Source organism: Lichenifustis flavocetrariae (assembly GCF_026130545.1).
In the GTDB taxonomy this organism is placed as follows: Bacteria; Pseudomonadota; Alphaproteobacteria; order Rhizobiales; family Beijerinckiaceae; genus Lichenihabitans; species Lichenihabitans flavocetrariae.
On record NZ_JAMOIM010000005.1, the window covers coordinates 98,984 to 117,371 of the forward strand.

General features: G+C 64.2%; 16 protein-coding genes. 3 read left to right on the plus strand and 13 right to left on the minus strand.

Translation table 11 applies throughout. The features are described from left to right. Window positions 1-63: 63 nt before the first annotated feature. Window positions 64-1,410 (plus strand): alpha-glucosidase/alpha-galactosidase, encoded by a 1,347-nt coding sequence (locus M8523_RS09640; protein WP_282584648.1) that lies wholly within the window; start codon window positions 64-66, stop codon window positions 1,408-1,410. A gap of 1,005 nt (window positions 1,411-2,415) precedes the next feature. Here the strand turns inward: M8523_RS09640 and M8523_RS09645 are convergent. From M8523_RS09645 to M8523_RS09700, 12 genes are all read right to left on the minus strand, one after another. Next, entirely contained in the window at window positions 2,416-3,597 is a 1,182-nt protein-coding gene (locus M8523_RS09645) for an ABC transporter substrate-binding protein (RefSeq protein ID WP_282584649.1), read from the minus strand. A gap of 11 nt (window positions 3,598-3,608) precedes the next feature. Then, entirely contained in the window at window positions 3,609-4,628 is a 1,020-nt protein-coding gene (locus M8523_RS09650; protein WP_282584650.1) for a CobW family GTP-binding protein, read from the minus strand. Further along, window positions 4,625-4,951 (minus strand): hypothetical protein, encoded by a 327-nt coding sequence (locus M8523_RS09655; protein WP_282584651.1) that lies wholly within the window; start codon window positions 4,949-4,951, stop codon window positions 4,625-4,627. Before M8523_RS09655 ends, M8523_RS09650 begins: the two co-directional genes overlap by 4 nt. 3 nt (window positions 4,952-4,954) lie before the next feature. Beyond that, window positions 4,955-5,836, minus strand: a complete 882-nt coding sequence (locus tag M8523_RS09660) for a polysaccharide deacetylase family protein (protein WP_282584652.1) — start codon at window positions 5,834-5,836, stop codon at window positions 4,955-4,957. A 46-nt stretch (window positions 5,837-5,882) separates the two neighbouring features. Next, complete coding sequence (locus M8523_RS09665) at window positions 5,883-7,274, minus strand: amidase (RefSeq protein WP_282584653.1); 1,392 nt, start codon at window positions 7,272-7,274, stop codon at window positions 5,883-5,885. Further along, entirely contained in the window at window positions 7,271-8,365 is a 1,095-nt protein-coding gene (locus M8523_RS09670; RefSeq protein ID WP_282584654.1) for an ABC transporter ATP-binding protein, read from the minus strand. The genes M8523_RS09665 and M8523_RS09670 overlap by 4 nt, the downstream gene beginning before the upstream one ends. 186 nt (window positions 8,366-8,551) lie before the next feature. Further along, window positions 8,552-9,787: an ABC transporter substrate-binding protein gene (locus tag M8523_RS09675; RefSeq protein ID WP_282584655.1), complete on the minus strand. Its 1,236-nt coding sequence runs from the start codon at window positions 9,785-9,787 to the stop codon at window positions 8,552-8,554. 36 nt (window positions 9,788-9,823) lie between these two features. Then, window positions 9,824-10,573: an SDR family NAD(P)-dependent oxidoreductase gene (locus tag M8523_RS09680; protein WP_282584656.1), complete on the minus strand. Its 750-nt coding sequence runs from the start codon at window positions 10,571-10,573 to the stop codon at window positions 9,824-9,826. 79 nt (window positions 10,574-10,652) lie between these two features. Then, a complete protein-coding gene (locus M8523_RS09685; RefSeq protein WP_282584657.1) occupies window positions 10,653-11,390 on the minus strand; it encodes an SDR family NAD(P)-dependent oxidoreductase in 738 nt (245 codons plus the stop codon). Continuing rightward, window positions 11,390-12,235, minus strand: coding sequence for an ABC transporter permease (locus M8523_RS09690; RefSeq protein ID WP_282584658.1), 846 nt, complete (start codon window positions 12,233-12,235; stop codon window positions 11,390-11,392). The genes M8523_RS09685 and M8523_RS09690 overlap by 1 nt, the downstream gene beginning before the upstream one ends. Window positions 12,236-12,239: 4 nt before the next feature. After that, the gene (locus tag M8523_RS09695; protein ID WP_282584659.1) at window positions 12,240-13,139 is read right to left on the minus strand and encodes an ABC transporter permease; all 900 of its coding nucleotides are present in this window, start codon (window positions 13,137-13,139) and stop codon (window positions 12,240-12,242) included. Next, on the minus strand, window positions 13,136-14,257 hold the full coding sequence (locus M8523_RS09700; RefSeq protein ID WP_282584660.1) for an ABC transporter ATP-binding protein: 1,122 nt from the start codon (window positions 14,255-14,257) through the stop codon (window positions 13,136-13,138). Before M8523_RS09700 ends, M8523_RS09695 begins: the two co-directional genes overlap by 4 nt. A 192-nt stretch (window positions 14,258-14,449) precedes the next feature. Here M8523_RS09700 and M8523_RS09705 point away from each other — a divergent pair, with 192 nt between their 5' ends. Together M8523_RS09705 and M8523_RS09710 are read left to right on the plus strand one after the other, a co-directional pair. Next, window positions 14,450-15,481, plus strand: coding sequence for a GntR family transcriptional regulator (locus tag M8523_RS09705; RefSeq protein WP_282584661.1), 1,032 nt, complete (start codon window positions 14,450-14,452; stop codon window positions 15,479-15,481). 29 nt (window positions 15,482-15,510) lie between these two features. Continuing rightward, on the plus strand, window positions 15,511-16,206 hold the full coding sequence (locus M8523_RS09710) for a cyclase family protein (RefSeq protein ID WP_282584662.1): 696 nt from the start codon (window positions 15,511-15,513) through the stop codon (window positions 16,204-16,206). 29 nt (window positions 16,207-16,235) lie between these two features. Here the strand turns inward: M8523_RS09710 and M8523_RS09715 are convergent, their stop codons facing one another. After that, window positions 16,236-18,170 carry a tetratricopeptide repeat protein gene (locus tag M8523_RS09715; protein WP_282584663.1) on the minus strand — a complete coding sequence of 645 codons (1,935 nt, stop codon included), beginning with the start codon at window positions 18,168-18,170 and terminating at the stop codon, window positions 16,236-16,238. Between the last annotated feature and the right edge of the window lie 218 nt (window positions 18,171-18,388).

An 18,388-nucleotide genomic window follows, 5' to 3' on the forward strand; every position in this document is an offset into this window, starting at 1 on the left:
CGTGGATGCCCAGCACAGGCTCGGGCAGGACGGTCTTTTTCTTTCAGCGAAGGATCAACTCCCATGACCAAGATTGCCATGATCGGGGCCGGCTCGACAGTGTTCATGAAGAACCTCGTCGGCGACATCCTGCAGGACAAGCGCCTGAAACAGGCCGAGATCGCCTTGATGGATATCGACGAGAAGCGCCTGACGGCCTCCGAAGCCGTGGCCCGCAAGCTCGTCGAGCAGCTCGGTGCCAAGGCGACGATCAGCAAGACCACCGAGCGCCGGCGCGCGCTGGCGGGGGCCGACTACGTGGTTCTGATGATCCAGGTGGCCGGCTACAAGCCCGGCACGGTGACGGACTTCGAGGTGCCGAAAAAATACGGCCTGCGACAGACGATCGCGGATTCGCTCGGCATCGGCGGCATCATGCGCGGCCTGCGCACGGCGCCCGTGCTGATCGACATCGCGAACGACATGCGTGAGCTCTGCTCCAAGGCGCTGATGCTGCAATACGTGAACCCGATGGCGATCAACTGCCGGGCCTTGTCACGCCTGGCGCCCGACATCCGCACGGTCGGTCTCTGCCATTCGGTGCAGAACACCACTGCCGAACTCGCGGAAGACATCGGCGTGCCGGAAGACGAGATCGTCTCGCGCTGCGCCGGCATCAACCACATCGCCTTCTTCCTCGAATTCGAGCGGCTGATGCCCGACGGCACGCGGCAGGATCTTTATCCCAAAATCCGCGAGGTGCTGGCCAAGGGCACGATGCCGAAGACCAACCGGGTGCGCTACGAGCTCTTCAAGCACTTCGGATATTTCGTCACCGAATCCTCCGAGCATTTCGCCGAATACGTGCCGTGGTTCATCAAGCGCGATCGGCCGGACCTCATCAAGAAATTCCATATCCCGCTCGACGAATATATCAGCCGTTGCGAGAAGCAGATCAAGAACTGGGACAAGCAGGAGCAGACACTTCTGTCCGGGGGCAAGATCAAGGTGAAGCGAAGCCATGAATACGCGGCGCGCATCATGGCGGCCGAACTGACCAACGAGCCCACCGTCATCAACGGCAACGTGGCGAACCATGGCTATATCGAGAACCTTCCCGAGGGCGCTTGCGTCGAGGTGCCGTGCCTCGTCGACCACAACGGTATCCAGCCGACCCGCATCGGCCGCCTTCCGGTGCAGCTCGCGGCCCTGATGCAGACCAACATCAACGTTCAGGAACTGACGGTTGAAGCCATCGCGACCGGGCGTCTCGATCACCTCAAGCAGGCCGCCATGATGGACCCGCATACGGCCGCCGAACTGTCGATGCAGGAAATCGCCGATCTCGTCGACGACCTCATGAAGGCGCACGGCAGTTGGGTGCCGTCGATGCGCGAGACCGCACAGGAGTTCCTGCGCGCTGCGGAGTAAGGACCCTGGACCGCTTCACGCGATCCCCACCATCAACTGGGAGCGTGAGCGTAGCGGCACCGACCGCCATAGGGCCGTCCTGACAGCCGGCGAGGCCTGAAGGCGGCCGTCAGGGATTTGAAACCGCGCGAACTTGACCTCCGGCTTCTCATTTCCCGACAACATCCGAGCCGATGCGGATCGGAAATCCGGAGCAGCGCAAAACCGAGCGCCGACGCGTCGCGCTGATGCGATGTCGGTTCACCAATCGGGGTCTCTGGCCCGCCCGGCGAGGCGAGGCGAGCCTCTCTCGCCTGGACCAGATACGCGTCCGCCTCGCGCCGCAGTGTCGTGGAATGTCGATCGTCGTAAGCGCTACCGGCAAGGGTATTCGGAAGAGCCGCGACCGCGACACCTGCCTCCTTGAGCAATTCGATGGCGCGCGTGACTGTCGTAAGCGCGTGGGAGGAATTTTTCATGATGCAAACCTACGCGAAGCAATGCCGGATCGTGCCCCGGATGCGCATTCCGGTCCAGACGAGTATCCTGCCGGTGGATAGACAGTGGATAACCACAATGCACTCAAGTCGGCGCCGCTGCATTCGCACGCGTTTTGACGGCGTTCCCGTTATGTTTCACGCGGTACGGGAGAGCGGTCCGGCTTGGTTGAGACCATGCGACCGGCGCCGCCCAATCTGGAAAGACGGCGCCGGCTTACGCCAGCATGGCAAGTCAACATGCGGCGGAAAATGGAACAGCATTTCTCGCGGCTCGGCATCCCCCGATCGGGTGAGTGCCGTTCTTGTGTCATCGGGAGTCCGCAATGCGCTCAAGATTCGGCCTGCTCGCAAGGCAACAGCCTGCGCTTCGGTATGCCGTCCACGGCCACTGGATCCTTCACGGACTGGTCATCCCGACATCGGCCGCGAGCGAAAAGAACCGGTAGGCGTTTCGCGAGACAGCCTCGTCCTGGCTCGACAAAGCCGCCATCTCCGGCAGCTTTCGTCACGCCTCATCCGGCGTGAATCACGCAAAGGTCTCGGCGAATTGCGACCAGTGGCGGGCGAGGTAGTTGTATTCGTCCATGGTCGTGTTCCACACGTTGATGTGCTCGGCCCGCTGCCAGTAGGAGCCACCGGGACGCGATGTGCCGGCCGCCACCATCGGGCGACCGTCGATGCCCGAGATATCGACGGAGGCAGCCTTGCCGCCGTACCAATAGTCCCATTCGGCCGGCATCATGGCGTTTCGCACAGGTCCCGGGACCGACATATAGAAGCCCTGCCGCGCCAAGAGGGCCCCGGGTTGTCCATCGAGCCACCAATTGAGATAGCGATAGGCGGCATCGAGAAGCGGTCCGCTCAGGCGCGACGACAGGCACATGCCGCTGTGCCAGGCCCGATAGCCCTCGCGCGGGACGGCTTCGATCACCGCGCGCCCGGCCTGCCGCAGCCGTGCCGCACCGGGCGACCACATGCTGCCGATGCCGGCGCGGCCCGCCAGCATCGCATCGGCCGCCTGCTGGGCGGTTTGCCACAGGCCGGCGAACATTCCCTCTTTCCTGCGGGCCCACAGCAGGGCCATGAGGGCGTCGATCTCGGCTATCGTCATATTGCCGATATCCTGGAAGCCGATTTCGCCGCGCGCCTCAAAGGCGAGCGCCGCGTCAAAGACGCCGATCCCCGGCTCGTCCACAAGAAACAGCCGGCCCTTCACCTCCGGATCGAACAGCCAGGCCCAGCTGACCTCGTCGACCGCGCGGCTCGCGAACAGATCGGGCGCATACGCGAAGGCGTCGAGATTGTGCACCGTCGGCAACATGCTGATGCGGGACGTCTCGCGCTCGGCGAGCGACAGGTCGGGCTGGACATAAAGCATGCGCACCGGGTTCTCGCCACGCCCGAACGAGGCGAGCGGACTGATCCGCCCCTGCGTGGTGAGCGGGCTCATCTCCGGCCAGCGCGTGATCCGCGCGAGCTCGATCGGCTGGATCGCCCGCCAGAACCAGACGATGTCCAGGTTGTGAAAGCACTGGTCGTAGATGTCGAAACTGTCAGGCTCCAGCGCCGCCTTGCGCTGCGCCGACATGAAATCGAGCACTTCGAAGGACAGCGAGAGGCCGAGCTCCTCCTCGGCCATGCGGCGCAGGGGCTCGATCAGCGTGATCTCGGTCCCGAGCACGCGCAAATGCGGACGGGAGTCGCCCATGCCGCGTGCTCTCACGCCGCCGCCATCGGAGCACGGGCAGGCTTGAGACCGAAGGCCTGCATCGAACGTTCGATCAGAGCGGGGTCGAGGCCGCGGGTGATGAAGACGAGGCGGGAGCGGCGATCATCAGGATTGGGCCAGGCCGCCAGGTGGGTCGGCACATGCACCAGTTGCTGCACGCCGTGGATGGCCACCGGCGTCTCCGAGCCCTCGACGTTGAGCAGACCCTTGACCCGCAGGATGGCGCTGCCGTGCCGATTGAGCAGCATGGTGAGCCAGAGACCGAACAGCGTCCAGTCGATCGACGCCTCGAAGACGAGAGCGAAGGAGGCGATGGCCGCAAGATGCGCGGGCGCAGCGAGATCGGGTGCCGCGACGCAGCGGAACCCTTCGAGAGCCGTTGTCAGCGCCGGTCGATCGCTCAGCAGCGCAGTGGCATCGAGGGGATCGGTGGCGGCACGGTGGAGGGGCGCATCGGGATTGAGCGCCCGCAAAGCGTCGATCGTGGCATCCGTCGTGGCTGTGTCGGCGAGGTCCGTCTTGGTCAGGACGAGACGGTCGGCCACGGCCGCCTGGGTGACGCTTTCCGGCTGACGAGCCAGTTGATCGCGACCGTTCACGGCATCGACCGTGGTGACGACCGCGCCCATGCGGAAGTGATGCTTCAACACGGGATCGGCCGTGATCGTGGCGATCACGGGTAGCGGATCGGCAAGGCCTGTCGATTCCACCACGATGCGGCGAAAGGGCGGCACCTCGCCGCGCGCGCGCTTCGAGTGCAGCGCCTTGATGGCCTCCGCCAACTCGCCCCGGATGGTGCAGCAAAGACACCCCGAGGACAGCAGCACCATCTGGTCGTCGATACGGTCAAGCAGGTGATGATCGAGCCCGACTTCACCGAATTCATTGATCAGGACAGCGGTGTCACCGAGGGCGGGGTCCTTCAGGAGGCGGGCGAGAAGCGTCGTCTTGCCGGAGCCGAGGAAGCCGGTGAGGAGGATCACGGGGGTGAAGTCGGGATAGTCGCTCATGCGCGCCGCTCCAGCCTCGCGAGCAGACCCGGATCGAGCGGGTCGACCGGCCGGCCGAGCAGCTTTTCCGCTGCCGCCCAAAGGTGGCTCAGGTTGTCGACGAGCTCCGTCTTGCCGGTTCGGGTCGACAGCTGGAAGGCCGTGCCCTGCCAATCCGACAGCCCCAGCCCGAAATGGCCGAGGATGCGATTGGCTTCGGTGACGCGCCGGGCGCGCTCGCGGCGGCGTTCGAGCGGGCTCGTGTTGCGCGTGAAGGCGCCGGGCCGTGCATGGGCGTCGGCCCAGTGCTCCGACCCGCCGAGAACACCGCAGAGCGCACACATGGGCTATTTATGGCGCGGGGAGCGCTTGGCGAAGTCGTCGGCCATCTCGTTCATGGTGACGAATCTGACGCCCGCGTGCGAACTCATATGCTCGTAGAGGCGCTCCAGCATCATCAGAACGTGGGGTCGACCGGAGACATCCGGGTGGATGGTCATCGGAAACACGGCGTAGTCATATTCCTTGTAGACCCAGTCGAACTGGTCCCGCCACATCTGCTCGATATCGCGCGGGTTGACGAAGCCGTGGCTGTTCGGCGCCTTCTTGATGAACATCATCGGCGGCAGGTCATCGAGATACCAGCTCGCCGGAATCTCGATGAGGTCCGTCTCCTGGCCGCGCTTCAGCGGCACCATCCATTCGGACGGCTTCTTGGAATAATCGATCTTGGTCCAGCTATCGCCCACCCGGACGTAATAGGGCTGATGGTCGTGGTGCATCAGCGAATGGTCGTATTTGATGCCGCGTTCGAGCAGCAGCTCGTTGGTCACGGTCGAGAATTCCCACCAGGGCGCGACATAGCCGGTCGGTCGTTTGCCCGAGAGTTGCGTGACGAGATCGATGCACTTGTCGAGGATCTCGGTTTCCTGCTCGCGCGTCATCGCGATCGGGTTTTCATGGGTGTAGCCATGGATGCCGATCTCGTGGCCTGAATCAGCCACCGCCTTCATTTCCTTGGGAAAGGTCTCGATCGAGTGGCCGGGGATGAACCAGGTGGTCTTGATGCCGAGCCTGTCGAACATTTTCAGCAGGCGCGGGCTGCCGACTTCGCCGGCGAACAGGCCGCGCGAGATATCGTCCGGCGAGTCCTCGCCACCATATGAGCCGAGCCAGCCCGCGACCGCGTCGACGTCGACGCCGAAGCCGCATAGAATTTCCTTGGCCATTGTGGGTCCTTTCCTCTCAGCCGTGTTGTGTCCGGTCCCCTGCTCTTCAGCGCGGATCGGTTTGGTGCGTCGCGTCCCGGATCACGGGTTCGGCCGCCAGGGCCGTCGCGAGCAGATGGTCATCGCGGCCCGGGCCACCCGACAGCAGGAGAGCGGTCGGCAGGCCCGACGCGTCGAAGCCGGTCGGGATCGAGACGCCGCACCAATCGAGAAAGTTACCGATGAGCGTGTTGCGCAACGTCTTGAGGTTGGTTGCGACGAAGAGGTCGTCATCGGCTTCGAGCGCCGCGATCTTGGGCGCAACATGCGGCACCGTGGGAAAGGCGATCAGCGTGCTGCCGTCGAAAATGGGAGCCAATTCGGCGATCATCTGTGGGCGTGCCGCGCGAATCGTGGCCTCGGCCGCGGCCCCGATCGCGGCTCCCGCCCTGAGACGCGCGACGACACGGCGGTCCATGCGGTGAGGCGCCTCCGTGGCGAGGCGTTCCTTGTGAAGATCGTAAGCCTCCAAGGCCGCCAGGGCGCCGTGCTTGGCGCTCAGCGCCAGGACCGCGTCGAGTGATGGCAGGACGCGGCGGTCGACAATCGCCCCAGCCAGAACCATGCGGGCGAGCGCCGCTTCGAAATTCTGCGCAACGGCGGGCTCGATCCCGTCCCAGATCACATTGGTTGGCACGATCAGCCGCAAGCCTTTCAGGCTGCCGCGACGAAGATCGGGGGCCGCGAGGCCGCGCGCCGCCGCATCCACCAGAACCGCATCGACGACGCTGCGACACAGCACGCCCGCCGTGTCGAGCGTCCGCGACAGAGGGAAGCCGCCCGCTAGGGGCCAACGGCCGCCGGACGACTTGTAGCCGATCACGCCGTTGAAGGCGGCCGGGATGCGGACGGAGCCACCCGTGTCGGAGCCGATGGCAATCGGCACGAGACCTAGCGCCACCGCGACGGCGGAGCCCGACGAGGACCCGCCAGGCGCACGCGGCTCGTCACGGCTCCACGGATTGACCGGCGTGCCGTAGTGCGGATTGAGGCCGAGCCCCGAATAGGCGAATTCGGTCATGTTGACCTTGCCGACCGTGACCATGCCGGCCTCGGCCAGCCGGGTCACCAACGCCGCATCCGCGTCCGCCGCGCCATCGTCGAGCACGAGCGAGCCTGCACGGGTCACTTCGCCTTGCAGGTCGAACAGGTCCTTCCAAGCGACCGGCACACCGTCAAGGAGGCTCAGCGGACGTCCATCACGGTGCCGCACAGCGGAGGCTGCGGCTTCGCGCCGCGCACGCTCAAGCATGGTGGCGGTGAAGACGGCCTTGTCGGGACAATCCGCGATGCCCTTCAGCGTCGCATCAGCGACGGCCACGGCATCGACCGTGCCGGCCGCCAGGACGGCAGCGATCTGCAGGGCCGAGCGGCCGGTGAAGTCAGGCGCACCGGTCATGCGGCCACCGGGATAATCGTCGCCTTGGCGGCATCCCAGGACACGCGCACTGGCGACCCCGCCGGGAAGCCATTCGCGTAATGCTCCATGTGACCTTCAAGTGCAACGGACTGGCCGCCCTCGACCAGGAGTTGGAAGCGGATGATCGGCCCGACCACGTCGCGGCTCTCGATGCGCGCATCGAGCGTGTTGCCAACACCGGCAGAGGCCCCTCCGCCGATCGGCAGCATCGTAAAGGCTTCGGCCGGCACCACGAGAGCCGCTGCGGCGCCGGGCGCGATCTTGCCTTCGGGCACACCGCGGAAGCGGCCATGGGTGGTCTGCACCTCGCCAAAGCCGTCGTTCGCCGCCGTCAGCGTACCGGGCAGGATCGTATTGCGACCGATGAACTGGGCCACGAAGCGGCTCTTCGGCCGAGTGTAGAGGTCGCGCGGGGTCGAGATCTGCTCGATGCGGCCGTTGCTCATCACCACGATGCGATCCGACATCGTGAGCGCCTCGGACTGCGCGTGCGTGACGAAGATGAAGGTGATGCCGAGGTTGATCTGCAGGAGCTTGAGCTCGGCCTGGATCGCCTTCCGCAGGTTCGCGTCGAGGGCGCCGAGCGGCTCGTCGAGCAGCAGGATGTCGGGCTCGACCACGAGACCCCTGGCGAGCGCGATCCGCTGACGTTGCCCGCCCGAAAGACGGTCGGGCCTCTGGTCGGCGATATCGGTCAAGCCAAGGGTATCCAGGATACGCTCGACCTTGGCATCGCGTTCCCGCTTCGCCATGCCTTTCACGTCGAGCCCATAGCCGACATTGCGCCGTACGCTCATGTGCGGAAACAGGGCATAGCTCTGGAAGATCATCGAGGTGGGCCGGCGCTCCGGCGGCAGATCATTGATCCGCTTGCCCTTGATGAAGATGTCGCCGATCGTGATGTCCTCGAACCCTGCGATCATGCGCAAGGTCGTCGACTTGCCGCAGCCCGACGGGCCCAGAAAGGCGATGAACTCCCCCTTCTCGACATTCAGGTTGAAGTCGATCACGGCCGGCGCGCCATTGTCGTAGGTCTTGCCGACGCCGATCAGTTCGAGGTCATGGGGCACGTTCGTTCTCAATCACTCTCGGGCATCCCTTCTCCCCAGCGAACGGGAGAAGGGAATGGACGCGTTATACCAAGCTTCATCAGATTCGACCGGCCACCCTTCGCCCGCTTGCGGCGACGGCCTTCACACATCTCAGCTGAGCTTCCCGGCATTCCCCTCTCCCTTGTGGAGAGGGGAGAATCGGCATTAGGCGCTCAAAAACTCGTCCCACTTCTGGATGACGAGATCGTACTGGTCGGGCCACTGATGCCAGTAGGCCACGTGGGCGGCGCGCTCGGTCAGCGAGCCGCCGTCGCGCAGATCGCCTTCCTTGATGCCGCGCTCGCCCGCCCCCTTCCAGGGCTTGCCCTCGTACCAGAAGGCATATTTGTCAGGGTTCATCACCTTCTGGATATTGGTCGATGGTGAGTAATAGCCTTGCTCCGACACCGTGATGCCCGGCTCGCCCGACAGCCAGAAGTCGGCATAGCTCGCGACAGCATCCTTGTTGGGTGTGCCGGCCATCATGGCCGGGCCGATCGCCCAGGCGCGGTAGCCTTCCTTCGGCACCGCATATTTGCAGGCTTTCCCTTGCGCCTTGACGGCCATGACGGCCGGCTGCCAAGCGTCGCACACGACCATCTCACCCGACGCAAGCAGGTTCACGAGTTCGCCGAAATCACCCCACAGCGCGCGGAACTGCCCGTCCTTCTTCTTGGACACCAGGAACTTGGCCCCCTCCTCGACTTCTTCCTTGGTGGGGTTGCCGGGATTCTTCACGTCGAGCAGTTTCAGGGAGGTCATGGCCAACAGGGCCTGGCCGAAGGCGATCAACGGGTCGGTGTTGAGGCCGGACTTGCCCTTGAATTTGGGGTCGAAGATGGCTGTCCAGGTGTTGGCCTCTTCGGCGCTCAGCACATCCGGATTGTAGCCGATCGAATCGTAGTTATAGACGGCAGGCACCATCCAGAGCTTCGTCTGGGCATCGTCGGCCCAGATCTGCCCGACGATTTGCGCCGACTTGTCCCATTTCGGACTGGGCTTGGTGAAGGTCTCTCGGATATTTGCCCAGTTCTTAATTGAAGCGACTGGAACCGCCTCGATATTGTTGGTCTGTACAACGGCCGGCAAGCGCTCGCCGATGGTCTCCCAGCAGTCGTAGTCCTTCGATCCCGACAGGATCTTGGTCTGCGCATCCGGGAAGGTCGCGGCCGTCCCGGAGGTCGAGCCGACACCCGAGGCTTTCTTGAAGTCGGCCAGGATGCGGTCCTGCACGGTGACGCTGAGGCCGATCGTGCGCAACTGCTCCTTGGCGAGGTCGCCCGCCGCCGCATAGGCGCGCGTCGAGGAGAGGAACGGCGTGCCGCCCCCAAGCGCCAGTGCCATGGCGCCCGCCGTGCCTTTCAGCAGCGTGCGGCGGTCGAGATCAAGCTTGTCGATCATTGGTTCCAGCTCCCGTTCGATGATTGATGATGCGTCTCAATAGCGGCCGACCAACAGTCCCCCGTCGACCACGATGACCTGACCCGTGAGGTAGCGGGCCGCATGCGAGGCGAGGAAAAGTGCCACATCGGCGATCTCCTCGGGCTCACCGATCCGCCCCATGGGGATGAAGGCGCCGGCCGCTTCCGCACCCGCCGGCCCCAACGAATGCTCCTCCGACAGCAATTGCGCGGTGCGGATGTAGCCGGGCGCGATGCCGTTCACGCGGATGCCCGATTTCGCGAGTTCCACGGCCAAGCCCCGCACGAGACCGACAACGCCGGCTTTGGCGGCCGAATAATGAACGTGCTCGTCCCAGCCATAGGCGACCCCCATGATCGACGAGAGACAGATGATCGAGCCCTTGCCGGCCCGCTTCATGCCAGGGACGGCGGGACGGATGACGCGCAACATGCCCTTGAGGTCGATGTCGAGCGTGGTGTCCCATTTTTCGTCGGTCAATTTGTCGAGCGGCACGCGATGCGCGATACCTGCATTGGCCAGGATGCAGTCGAGCGCACCGAAGCGATCTTCGACATCGGTGACGATCCGCTCGGCCTCTTCGGTCGAGCGCACATCGAGCTTGTGGAATTCGGCCTGGCCTCCAGCCGCTAAGATCTGGTCCACCACACCCTGGCCGGCGTCGAGGATGTCGGTGACGATGACGCGGTAACTGGCTTTGGCGAAGCTCAGCGCCGCCGAGCGACCAATGCCGATCCCGGCGCCCGTAATCAGAACTGTCGGCATGGTGTTCCTCCGAGGAAGAATGCGATACGGCCGCCCCGCGGCCACCTCAGCATGAAGATCGGTGTGAAGCGATCTGGGCTCACAGCATCACGTCGCCGGAATTCGGCCCAAGCGTCTGGCCGACGTAGATCTTCGCGTCATCGGAAGCCAGGAACGAGACGGTGCCGGCAATATCGTCGGGCTCGCCGAAGCGGCCGAGCGGCAATTCGGCCGCCTTGGCGCGGCGCCAGTCTTCCGACAGGGCCCGGACCAACGGCGTGTTGATCGGGCCGGGCGCCACGGCGTTGACCCTGACGCCTTGCGCACTGACCTCGCGGGCGAGCGATTTGGTGAGGCCGATGATGGCCGCCTTGGCGGCGCTGTAGTGGACGAGCTCAATCCCGCCGATCTGGCCCAATTGCGACGCCATGTTGATGACGGCGCCCCGCCCCCGCTCCAGCATGCCGGGCAGCACGGCGCTCGTGCAGAGGAATGTGCCGCGCACATGGACCGCGAATATGCGGTCGAAATCGGCCGGGGTGAGGTCGGTGAAGCGCGCCTGATGCACGAAGCCGGCATTGTTGACCAGCACCGCGCAGGGGCCGAGTGTTTCGGCGAGCCTGGCCAGCGCCGCGACATCGGCCTCGCTCGACACGTCGCCGCCGATGGCCTTGGCGGTGCCACCCGCGCTGACGATCGACGCGGCGGCCGCGTCGGCCCGATCGGCCACAAAATCGTTCACCACGACTGCGAAACCATCGCGTGAGAGCCGTTGGGCGACCGCGAGGCCGATGCCAGAGCCTCCGCCGGTGATGATTGCCACACCCTTGTCGGCCATCAGGCTTCCTCCTGCACGAGCACGCGCTGGGCGCGGCGGACCGACAGGCTCATCAGGATCGCGTAGATCCCGAGGAGCGCGAGCGAAAACAGGGTGGTCAGCACCCCGAAGGCGAAGATGTTCGGATGGATTTCAACCGCGAAAGTCCCGTAGATCGCGAGCGGCAACGTCAGGTCGCGGCCCGAGGCGAAGAGCGTGCGGGCGAATTCGTCGTAGGAGAGCGTGAAGCAGAACAGCATCGCCGAGAGCACCCCCGGGAAGATCAGCGGAAACGTCACCTTGCGGAAGGTGCGGCCGGGCGGAACACCGAGTGACCAGGCCGCCTCCTCGATCGTTGGGTCGAAGCGGTTGAAGATCGCCAGCATCACGAGGAATGCGAACGGGAAGGTGTAGACCACGTGCAGCACGAAAGCCGTGCCCCACCAGTGCCGGTCGATCCCGAAGCTGTTGGCGAGCAGCGCCGTGCCGAGACCGACCAGAACCCCCGGCACCATCATGCCGAGCACGATGAGGTAGAAGACGAATCCAGAACCGGTGAATTTCTGCCGAAAGGCCTGGGCCGACATGACGCCCAGCACCGTCGAGACCACGGTGGTCATCAGCGCGAGCGCGAGAGAGCGGACAAGGCCGTCGCTGATCGGCAGCGGCGCGATACGCGAGGGCGGATTGAGGCCGAAAAGGTCGCGATACCAATAGGTCGACCATTCGACGATGGGGAATTGCGGGCCGCCCTCTGGTCCCGATTGGAACGACAGAATCGCGAGGACGAGCAGCGGCCCATAGAGGAAGAGAAGGAACAGGGCCGTGTAGACCGCGAGGATCGGCTTCAGGACGGGCGCATGCATCGGCTTAGAGCTCCCGCTTGAGATCGACGAGGCGCAACAGTGCCGCCACCACCACGCCCATGATCACCGTCAGCACCACACCCGCTACCGCCGCGAAGGCCCATTTGAGCGAGCCGACCTGGGTGACGATGATGTTGCCGAGCAGGTTCACCTTGCGGCCCGACAAGGCCGCCGCGGTCGCAAACTCGCCCAGCACCATCACGGAGACGAAAATCGCGCCCACCACCACACCCGGCAGGCTCAAGGGAAAGATGATGGTCCGGAAGATGCGTCCGAAACCCGCACCAAGGTCGCGTGCGGCCTCGATCAGGCTCGGGTCGATGCGGCCCAGCATGAAGGCGATCGGGCCCACCATGAAGACACAGTAGATCTGCGTCATGCCGATCACGACGGAGAGTTCCGTGAACAGCAACGCGTCGATCGGCTGCGAGACGATGTGCAGGTGCTGGAGGATGATGTTGATCGCCCCTTCCTTGCCGAGCATAGGCCGCCAGGCCAGCACGCGGATCAGGAACGAGGTCCAGAAGGGGATGACGCAGAGCACGAGAAGCGCCGTCGCGGTGGTCTTGTTGCGGACGAAGAGACCGACGAACAGCGCCGTCGGATAGCCGACCAGCAGGGTCGCGGCCAGGACGATCAGCCAGATGCGAACCGTGGTCCAGAGCGCGCCGAGATAGGTGTCGCTGGCGAAGAACGTCTGCCAGCTCTTCGTCGTGAGGATCGGCTCGATCTTGAAGGTCGTCTGCGTCCAGAACGAGACATAGACCATCATCAGGATCGGCAGCACCAAGAACAACAACATCCAGATCACGCCGGGCGCGATGAGCAGATAAGGTGTGCGGCTGCGCTTGTTCGACGACGCCTCGGCGGCGGCCGTCGCTGTGGTCGTGGGAAGGGCCGTCATGCCCGGGCTCCGGTGCCACGCGCCAGGATCAGCGCATCGTCGACCTTCCAGGTGAGATCGTAGGAGCGGCCCGGCTCGAAGACTTGCGGGTCACGGTGGCTCAGATGGTTTTCCACCGTGATGACGGCACCGCTTGGAAGCTTGAAGAACGAAGTGATGGAAGGCCCCGAATATTCGCTGGCCACGAAGGTCACGGGCAGGCGCGGTCCTTCGTTGGGTCCTTGGGCGGGGGGTGCCACCTCGATCAGATCCTGCCGCAACGCATAGATCTCAGCCCCTGCCGGGCCGATCTGGGCACAGGGGAGCAGGCGCCCCTCGGTCGCGAAGCCACGTCCCTCCACGCGGCCTTCGATGAGGTTGTAGCAGTTGAGGAAGCGCGCCACCCGGGCATCGAGCGGCCGCGTATAGACCTCATCGGGCTGGCCGATCTGGGCGATGCGACCCTGGTCGAGCACGATGACCTGGTCGCCCATGGCGAGCGCCTCCGTTTCGCTGCCTGTCACGTGCAGGAACGTCACCCCGAGCCGCTCCCGGATGCGGCGCAGTTCGCCACACATGCGGCTGCGCAGGTTGGCGTCGAGCGCGCCGAGCGGCTCATCGAGCAGCACGAGTTGCGGTTCCGTGACGAGCGTGCGCGCCAGGGCCACACGCTGGCGCTGGCCGCCGGAGATCGCGGTCACGGCGCGCCCCTCGAGTCCCGAGAGACCCACGAGCTCGATCATGGCCCGCACCTTGGTGTCGATGGCACGGGCGTCGAGCTTCACGCCCGGCGCATTCTTCAACCCGAAAGCCACGTTGTCGACCACGCTCAGATGCGGGAAGAGCGCGAAATTCTGGAACACGAAACCAATGGCGCGACGGTGAGCGGGAACCTCGTTGACCGGCTTGCCTTTGAGCGTGATCACGCCGCGATCGAGCGTCTCGAAACCGGCGATCGTCCGCAGCAGAACCGTCTTGCCGGATCCGCTCGCACCCAGGAGCGCCACATAGGCATTGTCGGGAACCGTCAGTGAGACGTCGTCGAGGGCCACCTTGGCGCCGTAGAACTTGCTGACCCGATCGAGCCGCAAAACCGAGCCGCCGACCGCTCCTTCGTTCCGCCCCGTCTGCGAAGCCATAGGCAAAGACACGTCTCCCCTGCGCCCGATCGGCGACAAGGCAGACGCTATGAGAAACGTCTTTTGTGCGCAAGTTCACTTTGTGTGCTTCTCACGCCAAAGTTTTCGGCAGTGATTAGAAGAACAGCAACATGCCAATTGCGGCCTATACAGCTCTTTTCAGCCTCCTGTCCCGCGTCTATCGTGTACAAAATGCACTTACCTGCTCCTCTCGCCTCACCGGAAAGCCCGGTTCCCCAGCCGGTCGGCCCGCAGCAGAAGCTTGCGAGGCGTTACGCCCTGGTCGAGCGTGTCCTGCGCGCCAACATCGCCCGTAAGCACCTGCCGGAGGGGCTCGTGCTGCTGGAAGCGCCGCTCGCGGCCGTGCTGCAGACGAGTCGGGCTCCCGTCCAACGCGCGCTGCTGCGGCTTGAAGAGGATGACCTCATTCATCGCTTCGAAGGCCGCGGTTTTCTCGTCGGCAACGCGGCAAGCCGTGTGCCGCCCCTTCGCACCGACGTGCGGGACATCGGCCTCGTCGTCTCGGACGAGGTGGACGAGGCACTGCAGACCCGCAACTCAGGCGAATGGATCGTCGCCGACCTCGAACAGGCGGTCTCGGCCTGTCTGGTCTTCGGCGAGTTCCGCATGGTGGAGGCCGAAGTCGCGTCCCACTACAACGTGAGCCGGACCGTCATCCGCGACGTGCTCGGCCGTCTTCAGGAGCGCGGCCTCCTGCGCAAGACGCAGAGTTCACGATGGATCGCCGGGCCGCTGACCGCCCATGCCCTCAAGGATTGCTACGACCTGCGCAGTATTCTGGAGCCGCCGGCGCTCCTGTCCGCCGCGCCGAAAGTGGATCGCGCCGCGCTCCTGCATCTGCATGGCCAGATTTCGGGCAGTCCATCGGCTCACGCGGACGCCGCGGCACTTTTTGGTGGATTCCTGGACCTCTGCGTCACCACGGCCCCAAACACGGCGCTCGGCGCCATGGTGCGGCAGAACATGAGTGTGCTCGACGCGGCCACCCGCTCGCTCGCTCGCCTCGGCCTGCCGCAGGACGATGCCGCGCTCACTGAGCTCCGCATGACCGTCGAACTTCTCCTCAACGGGTCGGCCGCAGCCGCGGCCGAATGGTGGCGCGATCACCTGAAGGCCGCCTGCCGCCGCAGCATCGCCCAGTTGAAGATCGTAGCCATCATCGCGCGGCCGAACAGCATCCCCCCTTACCTCGTCGCCGTGTGAAACGCGGCCATGTCACAAAGGAGCACCCGATGCCCGTCATCGATCTCAGCCTCACCGTCGAGGACAACATGCCGGCCCATAAGCTGTTTCAGCGGCCGGTGCTCGCCACCCATCTGACGCATGAAAGCAGCAAGGCTCTCGGGCTTGGCGTGCCCGGCGACGCCATGACGTTCCAGACGAATTTCATCGCAATGCTGGATCATGTCGGGACCCACGTGGATGCCTTCCGGCATGTCGGGCCTCAAGGCGCCTCCATCGACGAGATGCCGCTCGACCTGTTCTTCGGCAAAGCCGTCTGCTTCGACCTGCGCCACATCCCCGACCTCGGCGACATCCAAGCCGCCGATATGGATGCGGCCGAGGCCAAGGCCGGCATCAAGGTCGACGGCCATATCGTGCTGCTCTGCACGGGTTTTCACGCCCGCAACTACCCCTCGCTCGATTCCGTCTGGAAGAACCCGCTGCTGACGGTGGAAGCCACGCAATGGCTCTTCGACCGCGGCTCCAAGATGCACGGCGTCGAGGGTCCCTCGACCGACAAGCCCACCGACAACATCTTCGCCCAGCACCGGCTCTGCCGCGATCTCGGCATCAGCCATTGGGAATGGCTGGTCAATCTCGAGGCGCTTCTGGGCCAGGGAGAATTTCAGTTCTTCGGGGTGCCGATCAAGTTCAAGGGCGGCTCTGGCTCACCGGTGCGTGCCTTTGCGATCGTGGGTGAGTGAGGGTCGGCGAAGCGAGCACCGACGGCCGTCTATTTCGGCGGAAGAAAGTAGAAATCCTGGCGCGAACTCAACGAGCCGTAGCTGAAAGGCATCTGGTGGTGGTCGGTCGCGTCGAGGACGTCATCCCGCACCGTGTCAAACAAGCGCCGGACTTCGAGACCCGGCGTGCGAAGCTCTTTCAGAAAAGCCGCCGCGAAGGGACTATGATCGGTATTGCCATCTTCGGCCGTGTCCGCGGCGCGGGTTGCGAAAACCACCATCGTCCCGGAATCTGGCTCGACGCTTTTCAGGCCTCGGTTGATGGAGCGGCTGATGCCAGCAGTCCGCTGCATGTGCGCCACAAACGGGTTGTTGCGACAGGCGTCGAGCAAAACGAGGCGAAGCTTGCCGGCGCCAGCAACCGCGTTCTCGATGCGATCGAGCGTGATCGCCTCATCGTCGACGTCGCGGTCGTTCGCGAGGTGAGCGTCGACCGGAATGAGATAATTCCGGCCGCCCATCTCCAATCCATGGCCGGCGAAATACACGAGAGCCCAATCGCTCCGATCCGCGTCGGTCTCGAACTCACGCAACGACGCCACCATCTGCGCCTTGGTGGCGTCGACCGCCATGGTGACGACGAAGCCTTCGTTTCGCAAAGCGGCCGCGATGCTCTCCGCATCGCGTTTGGGGTTCGGCAAGGCCTCGACGGCTGAATAATCGGAATTTCCGAAGACAAGGGCGACACGTCGTTCGTCGCCAGCTCCTGTCGGGAGTGAAGTGGCCACGGCCGTTGGCGGAGCGACGATGGCCGGCGACGATTCCGTGCCCTGTGGGTTCGCGGCGATCATGTGCTCAATGCGGGCAATGTTGGCGCTCGCATCGAGATCGTCGGGAACCAGTTTGTGCATCTTTCGAAAATCCGAAACCGCATGCAGGAGATCGCCCTTGGCCTCGTAAGCCTTGCCACGATTCTCGAAGGCATCGGCAAAGGCTGGATTGAGTTCGATCGCCTTGCTGTCATCGGCAATCGCACGGTCATGGTCCCCCTTGGCCTCCTCGACGTCGCCCCGATTGCTGAAAGCGAGCGCGTAGGTCGGATTGAGCTCAACCGCCTTGCTGTCATCCGCAATCGCGCGATCTAACTCACCCTTGCCCTCATAGGCTTTGCCGCGATCAATATAGGCACCAGCAAATGTCGGGCTCAGTTCAATCGCCCTCGTGAAATCCGCTATGGCATTGTCGAGTGCGCCCCTCGATACATAGGAAATGCCGCGATTGTTGTAGGCGACTGCGTTCTGTGGATTGAGCTCGATCGCTTTGCTCTCATCGGTGATCGCACGGTCGTGGTCCCCCTTGGCCCCGTAAGCCGCGCCTCGGTTCCCATAAGCGAGGGCCAGGGTTGGATCGACCGCGATCGCCTTGGTAAAATCGACGATGGCGCGATCGTAGTCGCCTTTGGCACCGTAAGCCTTACCCCGGTTGTTATACGCATCGGCAAAGCGTGGATTGAGGTCGATCGCCTTGGTGTTATCGGCGATCGCACGGTCTCCATCGCCTTTGGCCTCGTAGGCGATGCCGCGATTGTGGTAGGCGACCGCAAACGTCGGGTTGAGTGCGATGGCTTGGTTGAAGTCCGCGATGGCGCGATCATGCTCGCCCTTCGCCTCGTAATCGAGGCCCCGATTGCCAAACGCGATGGCATAGGTCGGGTTGAGTTCGAGAGCCTTGTTGTCGTCCGCGATGGCGCGATCGAACTCGCCCTTCGCATAATAGGCGCTGCCACGGTTGTCATAGGCGATCGCAAGGTTGCCGGGTTTGACGGCTTTTCCCCTCGCGATGAAAGACGTGCAGCCTGAGATCCGACGTTCAACGCCGAGCGACACGCAATCGCTCAGCGCTTTATCTGACGCGAAGGCGGGCGGGAGCAGCGCCATGATCGCGAGGGTGAAGACTGAGGCACGTAACGCGCGATGCTTCACCATGATGGCCTCCTGGCAGCAGCCGTCCCTTGCTACGCCATAGTGAGCCGGTCTCGCATGGCCACGCAACAACTGGTTTGGTTCTGGCGGTTGGTCACTGCGGGACGAACCGGTGATGTTTCCAAGCCGACGAGTACGAAAGTGGGTCCCCGTGAAGGAAGAAAATGCGTCCCTCAACCCGACGGCGCGGCAAGGTGATCGCATGGGAGGCAGAGCACCAC

Coding starts and splice junctions, on each gene's coding strand:
- M8523_RS09665 (WP_282584653.1), bottom strand. CDS start 7,274: ATGACCGGTGCGCCTGACTTCACCGGCCGCTCGGCCCTGCAGATCGCT.
- M8523_RS09650 (WP_282584650.1), bottom strand. CDS start 4,628: ATGAGCGACTATCCCGACTTCACCCCCGTGATCCTCCTCACCGGCTTC.
- M8523_RS09705 (WP_282584661.1), top strand. CDS start 14,450: ATGCACTTACCTGCTCCTCTCGCCTCACCGGAAAGCCCGGTTCCCCAG.
- M8523_RS09690 (WP_282584658.1), bottom strand. CDS start 12,235: ATGCATGCGCCCGTCCTGAAGCCGATCCTCGCGGTCTACACGGCCCTG.
- M8523_RS09660 (WP_282584652.1), bottom strand. CDS start 5,836: ATGGCCAAGGAAATTCTATGCGGCTTCGGCGTCGACGTCGACGCGGTC.
- M8523_RS09680 (WP_282584656.1), bottom strand. CDS start 10,573: ATGCCGACAGTTCTGATTACGGGCGCCGGGATCGGCATTGGTCGCTCG.
- M8523_RS09715 (WP_282584663.1), bottom strand. CDS start 18,170: ATGGTGAAGCATCGCGCGTTACGTGCCTCAGTCTTCACCCTCGCGATC.
- M8523_RS09700 (WP_282584660.1), bottom strand. CDS start 14,257: ATGGCTTCGCAGACGGGGCGGAACGAAGGAGCGGTCGGCGGCTCGGTT.
- M8523_RS09710 (WP_282584662.1), top strand. CDS start 15,511: ATGCCCGTCATCGATCTCAGCCTCACCGTCGAGGACAACATGCCGGCC.
- M8523_RS09645 (WP_282584649.1), bottom strand. CDS start 3,597: ATGGGCGACTCCCGTCCGCATTTGCGCGTGCTCGGGACCGAGATCACG.
- M8523_RS09655 (WP_282584651.1), bottom strand. CDS start 4,951: ATGTGTGCGCTCTGCGGTGTTCTCGGCGGGTCGGAGCACTGGGCCGAC.
- M8523_RS09695 (WP_282584659.1), bottom strand. CDS start 13,139: ATGACGGCCCTTCCCACGACCACAGCGACGGCCGCCGCCGAGGCGTCG.
- M8523_RS09685 (WP_282584657.1), bottom strand. CDS start 11,390: ATGGCCGACAAGGGTGTGGCAATCATCACCGGCGGAGGCTCTGGCATC.
- M8523_RS09640 (WP_282584648.1), top strand. CDS start 64: ATGACCAAGATTGCCATGATCGGGGCCGGCTCGACAGTGTTCATGAAG.
- M8523_RS09675 (WP_282584655.1), bottom strand. CDS start 9,787: ATGATCGACAAGCTTGATCTCGACCGCCGCACGCTGCTGAAAGGCACG.